Origin of the sequence: Mesorhizobium sp. BR1-1-16 (assembly GCF_020165495.1) — a bacterium.
Classification (GTDB): Bacteria; Pseudomonadota; Alphaproteobacteria; order Rhizobiales; family Kaistiaceae; genus Kaistia.
This window is the reverse complement of the sequence record NZ_JAIUIE010000007.1, coordinates 44,441-59,230: the sequence shown is the minus strand read 5'-3', so window position 1 is coordinate 59,230 and position 14,790 is coordinate 44,441. Positions and strand designations below refer to the sequence as shown.

General features: G+C 64.9%; 15 protein-coding genes. All 15 read right to left on the bottom strand.

All coding sequences use genetic code 11. The features are described 5' to 3' along the window. Nucleotides 1-10: 10 nt before the first annotated feature. Nucleotides 11-799: an alpha/beta fold hydrolase gene (locus LB518_RS15960; protein ID WP_224578518.1), complete on the bottom strand. Its 789-nt coding sequence runs from the start codon at nucleotides 797-799 to the stop codon at nucleotides 11-13. A gap of 12 nt (nucleotides 800-811) precedes the next feature. Further along, complete coding sequence (locus LB518_RS15955; RefSeq protein WP_224578517.1) at nucleotides 812-1,828, bottom strand: zinc-dependent alcohol dehydrogenase; 1,017 nt, start codon at nucleotides 1,826-1,828, stop codon at nucleotides 812-814. Nucleotides 1,829-1,842: 14 nt separating this feature from the next. Further along, entirely contained in the window at nucleotides 1,843-2,874 is a 1,032-nt protein-coding gene (locus tag LB518_RS15950) for a branched-chain amino acid ABC transporter permease (protein ID WP_224578516.1), read from the bottom strand. Next, a complete protein-coding gene (locus tag LB518_RS15945; protein WP_224578515.1) occupies nucleotides 2,871-3,728 on the bottom strand; it encodes a branched-chain amino acid ABC transporter permease in 858 nt (285 codons plus the stop codon). The genes LB518_RS15950 and LB518_RS15945 overlap by 4 nt, the downstream gene beginning before the upstream one ends. After that, nucleotides 3,715-4,443: an ABC transporter ATP-binding protein gene (locus tag LB518_RS15940; protein WP_224578514.1), complete on the bottom strand. Its 729-nt coding sequence runs from the start codon at nucleotides 4,441-4,443 to the stop codon at nucleotides 3,715-3,717. The genes LB518_RS15945 and LB518_RS15940 overlap by 14 nt, the downstream gene beginning before the upstream one ends. Next, complete coding sequence (locus LB518_RS15935) at nucleotides 4,440-5,168, bottom strand: ABC transporter ATP-binding protein (RefSeq protein ID WP_224578513.1); 729 nt, start codon at nucleotides 5,166-5,168, stop codon at nucleotides 4,440-4,442. Before LB518_RS15935 ends, LB518_RS15940 begins: the two co-directional genes overlap by 4 nt. Before the next feature lie 26 nt (nucleotides 5,169-5,194). Continuing rightward, nucleotides 5,195-6,502 (bottom strand): ABC transporter substrate-binding protein, encoded by a 1,308-nt coding sequence (locus LB518_RS15930; RefSeq protein ID WP_224578512.1) that lies wholly within the window; start codon nucleotides 6,500-6,502, stop codon nucleotides 5,195-5,197. A 74-nt stretch (nucleotides 6,503-6,576) separates the two neighbouring features. After that, entirely contained in the window at nucleotides 6,577-7,395 is an 819-nt protein-coding gene (locus tag LB518_RS15925) for an SDR family NAD(P)-dependent oxidoreductase (RefSeq protein ID WP_224578511.1), read from the bottom strand. Nucleotides 7,396-7,434: 39 nt separating this feature from the next. After that, the gene (locus LB518_RS15920; protein ID WP_224578510.1) at nucleotides 7,435-8,325 is read right to left on the bottom strand and encodes an intradiol ring-cleavage dioxygenase; all 891 of its coding nucleotides are present in this window, start codon (nucleotides 8,323-8,325) and stop codon (nucleotides 7,435-7,437) included. A gap of 9 nt (nucleotides 8,326-8,334) precedes the next feature. Then, nucleotides 8,335-10,089 (bottom strand): FAD-dependent oxidoreductase, encoded by a 1,755-nt coding sequence (locus LB518_RS15915; RefSeq protein ID WP_224578509.1) that lies wholly within the window; start codon nucleotides 10,087-10,089, stop codon nucleotides 8,335-8,337. Next, complete coding sequence (locus tag LB518_RS15910; RefSeq protein WP_224578508.1) at nucleotides 10,089-11,138, bottom strand: branched-chain amino acid ABC transporter permease; 1,050 nt, start codon at nucleotides 11,136-11,138, stop codon at nucleotides 10,089-10,091. Before LB518_RS15910 ends, LB518_RS15915 begins: the two co-directional genes overlap by 1 nt. An 8-nt stretch (nucleotides 11,139-11,146) precedes the next feature. After that, nucleotides 11,147-12,010 carry a branched-chain amino acid ABC transporter permease gene (locus LB518_RS15905; RefSeq protein WP_224578507.1) on the bottom strand — a complete coding sequence of 288 codons (864 nt, stop codon included), beginning with the start codon at nucleotides 12,008-12,010 and terminating at the stop codon, nucleotides 11,147-11,149. Further along, nucleotides 12,007-12,714, bottom strand: a complete 708-nt coding sequence (locus tag LB518_RS15900; RefSeq protein ID WP_224578506.1) for an ABC transporter ATP-binding protein — start codon at nucleotides 12,712-12,714, stop codon at nucleotides 12,007-12,009. The genes LB518_RS15905 and LB518_RS15900 overlap by 4 nt, the downstream gene beginning before the upstream one ends. Then, on the bottom strand, nucleotides 12,711-13,427 hold the full coding sequence (locus tag LB518_RS15895; protein ID WP_224578505.1) for an ABC transporter ATP-binding protein: 717 nt from the start codon (nucleotides 13,425-13,427) through the stop codon (nucleotides 12,711-12,713). Before LB518_RS15895 ends, LB518_RS15900 begins: the two co-directional genes overlap by 4 nt. Nucleotides 13,428-13,490: 63 nt before the next feature. Further along, entirely contained in the window at nucleotides 13,491-14,765 is a 1,275-nt protein-coding gene (locus LB518_RS15890; protein ID WP_224578504.1) for an ABC transporter substrate-binding protein, read from the bottom strand. Nucleotides 14,766-14,790: the final 25 nt, after the last annotated feature.

Sequence of the window (14,790 nt, the reverse complement as noted above, 5' to 3'; positions counted from 1 at the left end):
TGAATCACGTTCAGCCGGCGAGGAAATCGCCGATCCTGTTCAGCGTTTCGGGCTTTTCCTGCATGACGAAATGGCCGGCATCCTCGACCAGCAGCAGCCTTGCGTCGGGCAGGGCCTCGACGAAGAGCGGCGCCTGGCTCGCCGGCAACAGGCGGTCCTCAGTGCCCCAGACGACCAGGGCGGGATTGGTGATGCGCGCAAGGAAGCGGCGAAGGTTCGGATGGCCCATGCCGAAGGGTGTCAGCAGACGGCCGAGCGTCGCCCCTTCGCGCGCGCGGTCGGCGCCGAAGGCTTCCGCGAAAGCTGCGTCAGTCCCATCGGGGAAATAGCGAAGCGCTGCCGAAACGTCATGCGCCAGATAGGCTGGCAGTTCCTGCGGGGCGACAGCTCCGAGGTTGGTGGCCGGATGGGCGGGATCATTGAGGCCGGCCGGTGCGACGAGCACCACCTTGTCGAAGCGCTCGCGGGCTATAGCCGCCAGCTCGATCGCCATCCATCCGCCCATGGAGAAGCCGAGGAGATGCGGCTTTTCGCCGAGATCCATCGCGTCGAGAAGGTTGAGGTAATGCAGCACCATGTCGGACATCCCGGCAATGTGTGGCGCATCGCCGGAATGGCCGAAGCCTGGATGGCTCGCCGCCAGAATGCGGAAACGGTCGGCAAGACCTTCGGCGAAGTCAAAGCCTTCCAGCGTCGAGGCACCATGGAGGAAGAGCACGGGCTTGCCCTTGCCGACAGCCTTCACCACGGTCTTCACGCCGCCGACATCATATTCCAGCGTCTCGAACGACACGGTCATCTTCATTGCTCCTCAAGCGAGTTCTGGCTGGATCAGCACCTTGCATTGCGTGGTGCGGCGGCGAAGGCTCTCGAAAATCTGCGGGACGGGCGACAGGTCGATGCGATCCGTGATGAGCGCCTGCGGCGCGAACGGGCCGCCGCGCAGCGCATCGAGCGCGACGCCGAATTCGTTGCGCTGATGGAAGAAGACGGAGAACAGCAGGCTCACTTCCTTGCTGAGCGCCACGAACGGATCCCATTCGTCGCCGCCGATGCAGAGCCCGACGCCGACGACCGTGCCCTGCAGGCGCACGGCATCGACCGCCGCCGCGAGCAGGCCGCGCTTGCCGACGCATTCGAAGACGATGTCCGGTGCGCCCTCGCAGAGTTCCGCGAGGTTTTCGGTGAGATTGCTCCCCGAGAGCGCGAAGCCGGTGGCGCCGAGCGCCAGAGCGCGCTCCCGCTGATGTGCGTGGATGTCGGCGACCACGATGCGCGATGCCCCCATGCGCCGCGCCCAGAAGGCGACGAGCAGCCCGATCGGCCCGGCGCCAAGAATGGCGACGCGGTCGCCGGGCTTCATGCCCGAGCGGACGATGCAATGAAGCGCCACCGACAGCGGCTCGGCGAGCGCCCCATCCTCCAGCGCCACGTCGTCGGGCAGGATGTGACATTGGCGTGCTGCGACGGCGACGAATTCCGCATAGCCGCCGCCGATCAGGGACATCTCGGCGCAGCGTCCGGGATCGCCGCGTCGGCAGGCCTCGCAATGGCCGCAACCGCGCATCGGAACCACCGCAACGCGGTCGCCGATCGCAAAGTCGGTCACCTCGGCGCCGAGCGCGACGATGGTGCCCGCGAATTCGTGACCGAGCACGAAGCCGGCTCCGACGCCGAACGGCATCGGGTCTTCGGTGATGTGCAGATCGCTGCCGCAGATGCCGCAGGCGGCGACGCGGATGACAACCTCGTCCGGTGCCGGCGTTGGATCAGCGACGGTACCGATCCTGAGCGGAGCGCCGACTGCCTCGAAAATGGCCGCTTTCATGGTGCCCTTCTCCCTCAGAGTTTCCGATGGACGAGCTTGCGGCGGATCGGGAACCACGGGGCGTCCCATCGCTTCGAGACGAGGCCCCAGATGCCGGTTCGCGCATAGAGCGCCACCAGCAGCGTCATCAGACCGAGCACGACGAAGTAGGTCGCGCCATATTCTCCGAACCAGCGATCGGCGATGAAATAGATCAGCGAGCCGATCAGCACGCCCTCGATCGAGCCGATGCCGCCGATCATGACGATGAAGATCGCGACATTCGCCCACATCGGATCGAAGGCCGAGCCTGGGGTGATGCGCAGTTGCGCCATGAAGTAGATCGAGCCGGCGAGACCGCAGCCGACGGCGGCGGCGACATAGATGAGGAAGCGCAGCTTGGCGACATTGACGCCCTGGCTGGCCGCCGCGATCGGATTGTCGCGCATCGCGATCAGCGCCAAGCCGAAGCGCGAGCGCAGCAGCCAATAGCTGCCGCCGAGCGTCACAAGCAGCATGAAGGCGCAGAGCAGCGACATGGCGACGTTGCGCTCGAAGGACGAGAAATCCTTCATCACGCGTAGCGACATACCAGCACCCGAATTGACGATCGGCATGTTGGACGCGGTCAGGCGGAAGACCTCCGCGACCACCCAGGTTCCGATCGAAAAGTAAGGACCGTCGAGGCGGTGCAGCAGGAAGTAGATCGGGACGGCGAGCACTGCCGGCACCAGGAGCGACAGGAAAATCGCCACGAACGGGTTGATGCCGTAGGTCTGCGCCAGAACGAACAGCGCATAGCCGGCCGCGCCCATGAAGGCCTGCTGGCCGACCGAGACGAGGCCCGCATAGCCGGCAAGCAGGTTCCACATCTGCGCGACCGCGATGTAGCAGCAGAGCTCAAGCACCGAGCGGATCGTGCCGGTCGATGCCCACCACGGCATGACGGCGAGGCCGATCAGTCCAAGTACCGCAAGCGTCATGGCGACGCGGCCCGAGCGCGATTGCCGCTCGACCAGCACGTCCGGCGCCTCGGTGTCGGCATAGGGGATTGCGGTCATGGTCATGCCCTTCCGAACAGGCCCTGCGGGCGGGTCGCCAGCACGATCAGGAAGACGATATGGCCGGCGAGGACGCCAAAGCCGGGATCGATGCGAAAGCCGATGCCTTGCGAGATGCCGAGCACCATCGAGCCAATGAAGGCACCCCACACGGAGCCCATGCCGCCGATGATCACCGCCTCGAACGCGTAGATCAGCTGCGCCGGGCCATCCGCTGGCGCGACGGTCGACCGCAGCGCCTGGAACACGGCGGCGAAGCCGAGGATGCCGACCGCGACGGCGGTTGCGAGCGCGTAGATGGCTCGCGGATTGATGCCGGTCATCGCTGCCGCCTCGACATCGGCGGAAGCGGCGCGCAGCGCACGGCCGAAACGGGTTCGCTTCAGCATGATGTCGAGGCCCCAGGTGAGCGCTGTCGCTACGATGAGCACGATCACCGGCAGGAGGCCGATATAGATGCCGCCGATCTCGATCGACTGGCTCTCGATGCCGCCGCCCGGGAGCGAACGACTGTTCGCCGACCAGATCTGGAGCATCAGGTTCTGCAGCGCCACAGAGAGGCCGAATGTCGCGATCAGCGAAGGCAGCGGGTCGCTGCCGACCACCTTGTTCAGCACCGTCTTCTGCAAAACCCATCCCATCAGGACGGCGAGCGGGACCAGGGCGATGAGAACGGGCAGCGGTCCCCATCCCCAGGCGGACGCCATCGATATGCCGACCAGCGACAGCAGGATCACCAGATCGCCATGGCTGATATTGACGATCCGCATGACGCCGAACATCAGCGCCATGCCGAGCGCATATTGGGCATACATGCCGCCCAGCAGGATGCCCTGCACCAATGCGTCAAACCACTGCATGGCCCGCTCCAAAATACGCTTCGCCGATCTGTTCGCGCGTGACTTCGGCGGATCGTCCTGTGAGGGTCACGCGCCCCTCGAGCATGCAGTAGAGGCGGTCGGTCGCGGATTGCGCGAGACCGACATCCTGCTCGACGACGATCATCGCGGTGCCGGCTGCGCGGATCTCGGGGAGCGCGGCATAGATTTCGCGGATCACTTTCGGCGCGAGGCCGAGACTGATCTCGTCGCAGAGCAGCACCCTCGGCTGGCAGAGCAGCGCGCGGCCGATCGAGACCATCTGCTGTTGGCCGCCGGATAGGCTCTGCACCGGCGTGCGCGCCTTCTCCTTGAGGATCGGGAAGAGCTGATGCAGCCGTCCGAGCGTCCAGCCGCCCTTGGCCCCGACCCGTGTCGCCTGGTCGATGGCAACGCGAAGATTGTCCTCGACCGACATGCCGGTGAAGAGGCGGCGCCCCTCCGGGACGATAGCAATGCCCTTCTGCACCATGCGGTCGGTCGGCGTTCCGCCCACCGGCTCGCCATCGAGACGGACCATGTCGCGGCTGACGGGCAGCAAGCCCATGATCGAACGCAGGAAGGTCGACTTCCCTGCCCCGTTCGCGCCAATCAGGGCCACGGCTTCGCCGGCATTCAGCTCGGTATCGACACCGTAAAGCGCCTGGAAATCCCCATAGCGCGCGATCAGCCCATGGGTGGAGAGAACGGCGGTCATCCTTCGATCCCCATATAGACGCGCCGAACCTCGGGCAGCGCGATCACTTCGGCCGGGAGCCCCTCCGCGATCTTCTCGCCGAAATTCAGCACCATCAGCCGGTCGGCCACAGCGAGCAGCGCATGCAGCACATGCTCGATCCAGACGATGGTGACGCCGCGGTCGCGAATGCGGCGGACCAGCGCCACCAGCGCCTTCGATTCATCATCGGTCAGCCCACCCGCGATCTCGTCGAGGAGCAGCAGCTTTGGATCGGAGGCGAGTGCGCGCGCGAGTTCGAGGCGCTTCCGGTCGAGCAGCGTCAGCGCGCCCGCCGAGGCGTTGGCCTTGTCGATCAACTCACAATCGCGCAGCACCTCAGCACAGAAGGCGTAACTCCTCTTCTCGGACCGGCCGCCGCCAAACGCGGCGGCGACCAGCAGGTTTTCAAAGGTGGTCATGCCGGAATAGGGTCTCGGGATCTGGTAGGTCCGCCCGATCCCCATCTGGCAGCGCCGAAACGGCGGCTCGCCGCGAAGCATCGTGCCGCCGAGCTGGATTTCGCCGCCCGACACCTTCATGTCGCCGCTGATCATGTTGAACAGCGTCGTCTTGCCGGCGCCGTTCGGGCCGAGGATGCCAAGCACCTCGCCCCGCGCGACATCGAAGCTCACTTCATGCAGGACGCGGATGGCGCCGAAGGACTTCGACACACCGCGCGCTTTCAGCAGGATTTCCCTGTCCATCACTTCCCCCGCGTCCCGCACTCACATCACCAGGCGATCGGCACGATCTTCTGCTGCGGCGCGAAGAGCTGATTGACGGAGTTGTCGACGATCTTCAGGTCATACGGCCACTTCTCGCCCTTCACCCACTGGCCGCCGAAGATCGGCGTCTTGCAGATGTTCTTGTGAACGGCGCCGTCGAACTTGATGTGCCCGACAAGCGACTGCAGATCGGTCGCGGCCAGCGCATCGCGATTGGCCTCGCGGCTCAGCGGATCCGAGGAGCGCTTCAGGATGTCGATCGCGACCTCGAGCAGCGCATGTGAATAGCCAAGCGGCTGCGTCCACTGCTTCTTGGTGTCGGCTTCCCACTGGTCGGCGATGTCCTTGCTGACCTGGCCGGTCAGCGAAGACTTGAACGGGAAGGCCGGCGTCCACCAGACTTCCGACGACATGCCATTGCCGAGCGGACCCATGGCTTCGACACCGCTGGGGAACAGCAGAGCGGCCGCCACAGTGATCGCCTTGGGCTTGAAGCCCTGCTGGTTGCACTGGGTAACGAAGGTCTTCAGATCGTCGGGATAGGTGATACCGCCAATGATCTCGCAGTTGTTCTTCTTGAATTCGGCAATCTGGGCCGAGAAATCATTGGTGCGCGGCTGGAAATAGCCCGGGACGAACACCTCGTAGCCCGCCTTCTTGGTCGGGACAGGCAGGCCGTATTCGTCATTGCCCCATGTTTCGCCGTCGATGTTCTGCGGGAACAGCATGCCGACCTTCTTGTTGGTCTCCAGGCCGTTCCAGAGACCGACAAACGTGTTCAGCGCTTCGTCGAGGCCCCAGAAGAAGTGGTAGGTCCACTCGAAGGTCTGCTTGCCGCCGCCGCGCGGGAATACAACTGCCTGCCACGGCGCGCCGGACGAGAGGCACGGCGTCTCGTAGAGTTCGGCCTGTTCGGCCGCCGGCAGGATCGTGTCGGTGGTCGAGGCCGGCAAGAGCAGGTGGATCTCGTCATTGAGGATGAGATTGCCGGCGATTTCCGACGACTTGTTCGGGTTCGACTGGCTGTCGCGATCGAGGATCTCGATTTCGTAGGTCTTGCCATTCGACGACTGCAGCTGGCCGCCAAGCGCCGCGCGGATCTTCTGCAGCGTGTAGCCGTCGGTCTCGCCGAACAGCGCCAGCGGGCCCGTGGTCGGGCTGATATAGCCGACCTTGATCTTGCCGGCCGTCTCCGCGCGGGCATAGCCGGGCAGCGCGAGGGAACTGGCCGCGGCGCTGGCCGCGAGGCCCTTCATCAGGCTTCGACGATTGATGTTCAGGCCCGATTTGACGATGCGATTGTAATAGGTCATCCGAGACTCCTCCTTCTGGATGGATTGTTTCTTGTGGTAGCGGCGCGCCCTCCCTGGCGCGCCGGACGCGTCTGTCAGGTCATGCGGGTCAGAGCGCCCCCGTCGATGACGATCAGCGAGCCGGTGAACAGCGAGCCGGCCGGCGAGGCGAGCAGCAGCGCCAGACCCTTGATGTCCTCGACATCGCCGATGCGGCCGATCAGCGACTGGCTCTCGAAGGCGGCGCGATCCGCCTTGTTGCGCAGCCTTCCCCCCGCGATATTGGTAATGAAGGGCCCCGGCAGGACCGCGTTGACGCGGATGCCATAGGCGCCGAGCTCCATCGCCATATGGCGCACGAAGTGGTTCACCGCGGCCTTGGCCGGCATGTAGGACGTGCCGACGATGCTCTCATTGATCATTGAGGCGATGGACGAGGTGACGATGATCTCGCCGCCGCCATTCGGCTTCATGTGGCGGACGGCGTTCTTCACCGTCGTATAGACGGAGGTCAGGTTGACCTCGATGCCGCGATCCCACTGTTCGTCGGGAATGTTCTCGATCGCGCCATCCGGATAGCGCTCGCCCGTCACAGTGTTGAAGCCTGGGCCGGGATCGATGCCGGCATTGGCGAAGACCGTGTCGATGCGACCTTGCCGCGCCGCGACGGCGTCGAAGGCTGCCGCCATCGCGGCGCGGTCGCTGACATCCACCACCTGGCCGGAGACGTCCCAGCCCTTCGCCGTCATCTCGGCGACGACACGCGCGAGGCCGTCCGGATCGATGTCGAAAATGCAGACCGACGCGCTGTTTTCGGCCATCACCTCGGCATAGGCCCGCCCGATACCGCTGGCGCCGCCGGTGACGATCACCGACTTGCCCCGGACATCAAACATCTTCTCGAGTGCGGCCATTCATTTCCTCCCATTGGTCTCAAGCTGTTCGAGGCGCGGCTAGCCGGCCTTCGCCCGCGACAGCACGAAGTCGAATTCCACGTCGTAATAGGGAGCCGTCACGCCGACCGTGGCGGCGGCAGCGGGGTCATCGACCTTGGCGAACTCGGCCAGGAGGCTTTTCTTCACGCCGAAGACGGCGTCCGAATTGATGTAGGGATCGTCGGGGTCGAAAATGTGCGTGGTGAGAGAGTCGAAGCCCTCGGCCGAGATGATGTAGTGGAGATGCGCCGGGCGGTTTGGATGACGCCCCAGCGCGCCGAGCAGCTTGCCGACCGGACCATCATCAGGAATCGGGTAGTATTTCGGCTTGACGCCGCGGAACCAGTAGCGCCCGTCGTCCCCGGTCCGGAACACGCCGCGCAGGTTGAAGTCGGGCTGGATGCCCTTCTGCTGCACGTCGTAGAAGCCCTCGTCATTGGCCTGCCAGACATCGATCTTGGCGCCCGCGATAGGGTTGCCCTTCGTGTCGAGGATATGGCCGTGGACGAACATCGGCTCGCCCTTCTGGTCGAGGCAGATGTCAGCGCCCATCGGCAGCTCGGGCGCGTCGTCGACATGAAACGGGCCCAGCACCGTCGATTCCGAGGCGCCTGACGGCTTTCGGTTGTTGATCGCGTCGACCAGCATGGAAACGCCGAGAACGTCCGAGAGCAGGATATATTCTTGCCGCCATTCGTTGCAGATCTGGCCGGTCTCGGTGAGGAACATGATCGCGCGAAACCACTCCTCCTGGGTTGGCTCGATCTCCTTCACCGCCTCATGCAGCTTGCGGGTGATGACCTCCATCACCTGCTTCAGCCGCTCGTCTTTCGCGTTCTTGTTGCGCGCAACAACGACCTCGGCCGAGTTTTCCTCGGTGAAGTAGCCATATTCATGCTCGTTGCTCATGGCCGTTCCTCAGCGCGCGAGAATGGAAGCAAGCACCCGGCGCAGCTCCGCTGCCGGGTCAGCGGCCAGAGCCTCGGAGCGCCAGGCGACGTGGTGGTCCGGGCGAACCAGCAGGCAGCCGGCATCGCGGATCTCCCGGGCGCGCGCCCAGTCGCCGGTGTGATCCTCGATCGCGCGGCGCGGGCCGATCACATGGGTGCGGATCGGCAGGCCGAGTTCGGCGCCAACCGTCTCGGCGGCCGACACCCACGCCTCGCCGCCAATGCCGGTCAGCAGCGTGAACTCGCCATGGCCGCAGAGATCCAGCGTCGAGAGTTTCTTGCCAGCACGATCGAAAACCCAGACATGCGGAAGCCGGGCGCCAGGCCAGGTGGTCGGCGCATAATGCAACTCGCGATCGGCCGCGAAAGGCGGCTCTTCCTGGCCATCGGTCGCGACCGCACCGGAGCGATAGCGCTGGTTCATCTCGACGCCATGCGCGTCGAACTCGTATTTCTTAAACGCGATCGCCTTGCGCAGCGCCTCGCGCTGAGCCTCGGCCGCCGGCGTCGCGTCGCAGCGCGCTTCCATGTTGCGCTGGATCTTCTCGTGATCGACGCCGCCATCCATGCCGAGCGCCTCGAAGATCGGCCCGAACTCCGCGATCGACTGGTTGGCGCGCGTCACGATCTGGCGGGCAATCGGCGCACGCTCTGTGGTGTAACTGTCGAGCAGTCCGATCCCTGCCTGGTCCTTGACGACCTTGGCCAGCTTCCAGGCGAGGTTGAAGGCATCCTGGATCGAGGTGTTGGAGCCGAGGCCGTTCGAGGGCGGATGCCGATGCGCGGCGTCGCCCATGATGAAGACGCGGCCCTTCTGCATCTCCGTCGCGAAGCAGTTGTTCACGGTCCAGGTATTGGCGCCGAGAAGCTCGATCTCGAGTTCGGGATCACCGACCAACTGGCGCGCGACTTCGGTCGCCAGTTCCGGCGTCACCTCGGGCGGCGGCTGGTTGATGTCGTAGCCCCAGACGATGAGCCATTCGTTCCATGGCCGCACCATGCGCACGAGGCCCATGCCAATGCCGCCGACATCGGCGCCTGGCTGCATGACCCAGTAGAGAACGCTCGGACGGTGGGCGACATATTTGGAGAGATCGGCGCGGAACAGGATGTTCATCGAGCCGCCGACGCCCATCTTGCCTTCGAAGGGCAGGCCAAGATGCTCGGCGACCAGCGAGTTGCCGCCATCAGCGCCGACAAGGAACTTCGAGCGTACCGTGAACGTGCCACCCGAAAGGCGGTCGCGCAGCGTCGTCGTGACGCCGTCGGTGTCCTGGACGTGGCTCAGATATTCGGTGCTCATGCGGGCCTGCGTGCCGCGCGAGCAGGCCGTCTTGAACAGGATCGGCTCCATGAAGGTCTGCGGCAGGTCGTTCATGAAGGTCGGCGAGGACAGGAGATGCTCGGCCTTCGAATTGGGGTGCGTGCCCCAGCTCTTCATCCGGCCGATTTCCTCCCCGGCGAGGCTCTCGCAGAAGACGTTCTCGCCCATCAGTTCCTGCGGCGAAGCGTGCATGACAGCCTCGGCCTCGACGTCGTGGCCGAGATCGCGCAGCACTTCCATGGCGCGCTGGTTGGTGATGTGGGCGCGCGGTGTGTTCGCCAGCCAGCGGTAGCGGTTGACGACCATGTTGGCGACGCCAGCGCTCGCGAGCAGCGCGGCCGTGGCCGAGCCTGCCGGGCCCGTCCCCACGATCAGCACGTCAGTCTCGATATCCGCCATCAGAATCCTCCCTCGATCTTCGGACCGGTCAGCCTGCGGCGGACCGGAAACAGGTGCAGGCCGGATCTTGCCGAGATCAGCCCCCAGAGCCCCTTCGGGGCGAAAAGCATGACGACGATGGCGATGAGGCCGAGCGTCATCAGATACCAGCTGCCGTAATCGGCCAGCGCGGAGCGCAGGATGAAGAAGACGATGACGCCAAGGATCGGCCCCTCGATCGTGCCGATGCCGCCGATGACGACGATGAAGATCACGTAGGCGGTCCAGTCGGTGACGGCGAAGGCCGCATCCGGCGAGATGCGCGCGGTCTGCATGAAGATCAGCGCGCCGGTGAGCCCGGTCGCGGCAGCGGCGATCAGGAACACCGCCCATTTGAGCCGCCCAGTATCGACGCCGACCGACCGCGCCGCCTCGGAGTTGTCGCGCACGGCCGACAGCGCGAGGCCAAGTCGGCTCTTCAGGAGCCAATAGATGCCACCGGTGACTAGGACGACGAGCAGAAGCGCCAGCCAATAGGCGAGGATGTCGCGCGCGGCAGCTTCGCGGACGCCGAACAGCGCCCGGATCGCATCGGTGCCAAGGATGTTGCTCGTCGCTTCGCGTGGCAGCGAGGTGCCGGTGCCGCCGCCGAGCGTCTTCCACTGGGCGACCAGCAGCCGCGTCACCTCGGCGATTACCCAGGTGCCGATGGCGAAATAGGCCCCTTGCAGGCGAAAGGCGAAGAAGGCCGTCGGCACTGCCAGCACCAGCCCGGCGAGCCCGCCAAGCAGGATGGCCCAGACCGGATTCCAGCCAGCGAGGATGACGCCCGCGAACATCGCATAGGCGCCGATGCCGACGAAGGCCTGCTGGCCGACCGAAACGAGGCCGCCATAGCCGGCGAGCAGGTTCCAGAGCTGAGCGAGGGTCAGCATCGTCAGGATGAAGAAGAGATCCTGGATGATCCCGCGGGTGGCAACGGCCGGCAAGGCCAATCCCGCCAGGACGAGAATGACGATGAGGATCGCGGTGGCTGTTCCGGCGCGGGTGCGGGTGGTGAGCTTGTACATGCCGCGCCTCAATCCACAGCGCGCGGAAAGAGGCCGCGCGGCTTCAGCAGCATGACGGCGAGGAAGGCGATATGACCGGCCAGGATCTGCCATTCAGGATTGACGGCGGCGCCAAAGGTTTGCGCGACGCCGATGATCACGCCCCCGGCGAGCGTTCCCCAGAGGCTGCCGAGGCCGCCGATGATCACCGCCTCAAAAGCGTAGATCAGCCGCGCCGGCCCGATCGAGGGGTCGAAATTGGCGCGCATGCCGAGATAGAGCGCGGCGATGGTCACCACGACCATGGCAATGCCTGTTGCCATGGCGAAGACGCGCTTCGGCTCGATGCCCATGAGGCCGGCCGTCACCGCGTCATCAGACGTCGCGCGGAAGGCCCGGCCAAGCGCCGTATGATAGAAGAGCGCGTTGAGCGCCACGATAACGATGATCGCCGAGATGAAGGTCAAAAGGGGCATCACGCCGACCGTGACAATCCCGAGATCGAGCGACGCGCCTTCGAGCGCGCCGGCCGGGATGCGCCGGCTATCGGCCGAGAAGGCTTCGAGCAGGCCGTTCTGAAGCGCCACGGAGAGCCCGAAGGTGACGAGCAGCGGCGGCAGGATATCCTTGCCCAGCACCCGATTGAGCACGCCGATCTGTAGCAACCAGCCAAGCGCGAACATCAGCGGCATCGCGATGAGCGCCGCCACCCAGGGCGAGAGTCCGAGCAGCGTCACACCCATCAGCACGAGATAGGCAGCAAAGACGATGAGATCCCCATGCGCGAGATTGACGAGGCGCATGATGCCGAAGACGAGGCTGAGGCCCGCCGCGAACAGCGCGTAGAGCCCGCCGAGCAAAATGCCTTGCACCAGCGTGTCGACCCAGATCATGCCGCCTCTCCGAAATAGGCGGCATGAATGTCCTGGCGCGTCACATCGGCCGGCTTGGCCACAAGCGTCACGCGGCCTTCCATCATGCAATAGACGCGGTCCGCGACGGCGAGCGCCTTGCCGATGTCCTGCTCGACCACGACGATCGCCGTGCCTCCGGCGCGCACCTTCGGCAAGGCAGCGTAGATGTCACGGATAACCACGGGCGCGAGGCCGAGGCTGATCTCGTCGCAGAGCAGCAATTCCGGGTTCGACATCAGCGCCCGGCCGATCGCCACCATCTGTTGCTGGCCGCCGGAAAGCGCCGTGCCGGCATTCTTCCGCCGCTCGCGGAGGATCGGGAAGAGATCATAGACGGCTTCGAGGTTCCACGGCCCGTCGCCTTTCCGCGCCTGACCGCCGATCAGAAGATTCTCCTCGACGGAGAGCGAGGGAAACAGCCGGCGACCCTCCGGCACCATGGCGATGCCACGCTTCATGATCTCGGCCGAGGGCCGCGCCCCGATCGGCTCACCCCAGTGCAGCACCATGGCGGGTTCGTTGCGGATGATGCCCGTGATCGAACGCATCAGCGTCGACTTGCCGGCGCCGTTTGCGCCGATGATCGCGACGCATTCGCCAGTGTCGACGGCGATGTCGACGCCGAACAGCGCGCGGAACTGTCCGTAGCTTGCGGTGAGATTATGGGTTTCGAGCAGCATCAAACCTCGAGCCCCAGATAGATCTCGCGAACCTCTTTCGAGGCCATGATGTCGTCGGGCGAACCGATCGCGATCACGCGCCCAAAATCGAGCACCAGCAGCCGCTCCACGACCGAGGTCAGGGCGTGCAGCACATGCTCGATCCAGATGATCGTCGTGCCCTGCGCATGGATGGCCTTGATTGTCGCGACCAGCGCCTTGCACTCGCCATCCGTGAGCCCACCAGCGATCTCGTCGAGCAGCAGCAGTTCGGGCCCGGTTGCCAGCGCGCGGGCAAGTTCGAGCCGCTTGCGGTCGAGAAGGCTGAGCGCGCCGGCCACGACATTCGCCTTTCGGAGAAGCTCGGTCTCCTCCAGGATGCGCGCGCAATCGTCAACCATATCGGCCTCGCGACGGCCCCGGCCAAAGGCCGCGGCGGTCAGGAGGTTCTCGAATACGGTCAGTCCTTCGAAGGGCTGCGGGATCTGGAACGAGCGGCCGACGCCCATGCGCACCCGCTCCATGGCCGGCGCACGCGTGACGTCGCGGCCGAGGAATTCGATCCGCCCCGCATTGGCCAGCACATTGCCGGTGATGAGGTTGAACAGCGTCGATTTACCGGCGCCGTTCGGCCCAATGATGCCGAGCGCCTCGCCACGCGGCACGTCGAAGGTCACGGAATCCGCAACCTTCAGCGCGCCGTAGGACTTCGAGACGTTTTCAAGCCTCAGGATCATTGTCGTGGTGTTCCTCGAAAGGCGGGGAATGCGGACCGGGCCTCACCGGTCCGCATGATCGGGTCAGGAAAGCGCTTCCATCTTGCCGGCCGCAGGGATCTCCGGCGCCGTGCCGTTCTCGACGATCACGAGATCGAAGCTGCCATCGGACTTCTGCCGCCACTGGCCGCCGACGAGCGGCGTCTTGCAGACATTCTTCGCCGCGAAGGGCGGAACACCGGCGCCATTCCACACGACCTTGCCGACGACGGTCGTCATGTCGGTGGCCGCGATGGCCTCAGCGATCGCCTCGGCATCCTCCGGGTCCGAAACACGACCCATGACATTGGCCGCGACCTCGAACAGCGAATGCACAAAGCCGATCGGCTGCGTCCAGGGACGGCCGGTCTTCGCCGTGAAATCGGCGGCGAGTTCAGCCGATGACTGGCCCGTCAGCGTCGATTTGAACGGATGCGAAGCGGACCACCAGACTTCGGAGGAGAGATTGTTGCCGGCAGCGCCGAGCGTCTCGACGGATTGCGGGAACAGGATCGCCTTTGCGACCGTCACGGCTTTGGGCTTGAAGCCCTGCTGGCGCGCCTGGTTCCAGAAGGTGGTGAAGTCCGGCGGGATCACGACACCGGTGACGATCTCGGCATAGGCCGCCTTGAACGCGTTGACCTGCGCGGTGAAATCATCCGAGAGATTCTGGTAGCGGCCAGGATCGGTCAGCGTGAATCCTGCGGCTTCGAGCCCTGGCTTCAGGCCGTTCTTGGGGTCGCCCCAGGCATTGCCGTCGGCATCGTTCGGGAAGAGCCCGCCGACCTTGCCGTTGGTCTCGAGCTGCTTCCACATCGCTGTGTAGACAGCGATGATGTCCTCGAGACCCCAGAAATAGTGGTAGGCGAATTTGAACGGCTTCCATGAGGCGGGGTCGCCCGGATTGCCCTGCTGGCCGATGAACCAGGGCTGCCACGGCGCCATGGTCGAGATGACGGGAATGCCTTCCGCCTCGCAGGTCGTCGCTACCGGATTGGTGTTCTCCGGCGTCGAGCCGACGAGCATCAGGTTGATCTCGTCGTCGACGATCAGGCTCTTGGCGACTTCTGCGGCCCGGTTCGGATTGGACTGGCTGTCTTTGACGATGACTTCGAAGTTCTTGCCAGCCTCCGACGCAAGGAAAGCCTTGATGTTATAGGCGTCGCTTTCGGCAAAGCCGGCGAGCGGGCCGGTCTGCGGCGACACATAGCCGAGCTTGATCTTGGCCCCCTGCGCGATCGCGGGCGCGGCAAGCCCTCCCGTCGCCAGCGCCAGACCTGTCGCCGCCGAGCCCTTCAGCAGATTACGTCTTGTCAGCATGATTTCCCTCCTCCCTCTTGTTTGT

Excerpts from the sequence above, each read along its gene's own strand:
- LB518_RS15960 (WP_224578518.1), bottom strand. The coding sequence starts at position 799 with ATGACCGTGTCGTTCGAGACGCTGGAATATGATGTCGGCGGCGTGAAG.
- LB518_RS15955 (WP_224578517.1), bottom strand. The coding sequence starts at position 1,828 with ATGAAAGCGGCCATTTTCGAGGCAGTCGGCGCTCCGCTCAGGATCGGT.
- LB518_RS15950 (WP_224578516.1), bottom strand. The coding sequence starts at position 2,874 with ATGACCATGACCGCAATCCCCTATGCCGACACCGAGGCGCCGGACGTG.
- LB518_RS15945 (WP_224578515.1), bottom strand. The coding sequence starts at position 3,728 with ATGCAGTGGTTTGACGCATTGGTGCAGGGCATCCTGCTGGGCGGCATG.
- LB518_RS15940 (WP_224578514.1), bottom strand. The coding sequence starts at position 4,443 with ATGACCGCCGTTCTCTCCACCCATGGGCTGATCGCGCGCTATGGGGAT.
- LB518_RS15935 (WP_224578513.1), bottom strand. The coding sequence starts at position 5,168 with ATGGACAGGGAAATCCTGCTGAAAGCGCGCGGTGTGTCGAAGTCCTTC.
- LB518_RS15930 (WP_224578512.1), bottom strand. The coding sequence starts at position 6,502 with ATGACCTATTACAATCGCATCGTCAAATCGGGCCTGAACATCAATCGT.
- LB518_RS15925 (WP_224578511.1), bottom strand. The coding sequence starts at position 7,395 with ATGGCCGCACTCGAGAAGATGTTTGATGTCCGGGGCAAGTCGGTGATC.
- LB518_RS15920 (WP_224578510.1), bottom strand. The coding sequence starts at position 8,325 with ATGAGCAACGAGCATGAATATGGCTACTTCACCGAGGAAAACTCGGCC.
- LB518_RS15915 (WP_224578509.1), bottom strand. The coding sequence starts at position 10,089 with ATGGCGGATATCGAGACTGACGTGCTGATCGTGGGGACGGGCCCGGCA.
- LB518_RS15910 (WP_224578508.1), bottom strand. The coding sequence starts at position 11,138 with ATGTACAAGCTCACCACCCGCACCCGCGCCGGAACAGCCACCGCGATC.
- LB518_RS15905 (WP_224578507.1), bottom strand. The coding sequence starts at position 12,010 with ATGATCTGGGTCGACACGCTGGTGCAAGGCATTTTGCTCGGCGGGCTC.
- LB518_RS15895 (WP_224578505.1), bottom strand. The coding sequence starts at position 13,427 with ATGATCCTGAGGCTTGAAAACGTCTCGAAGTCCTACGGCGCGCTGAAG.
- LB518_RS15890 (WP_224578504.1), bottom strand. The coding sequence starts at position 14,765 with ATGCTGACAAGACGTAATCTGCTGAAGGGCTCGGCGGCGACAGGTCTG.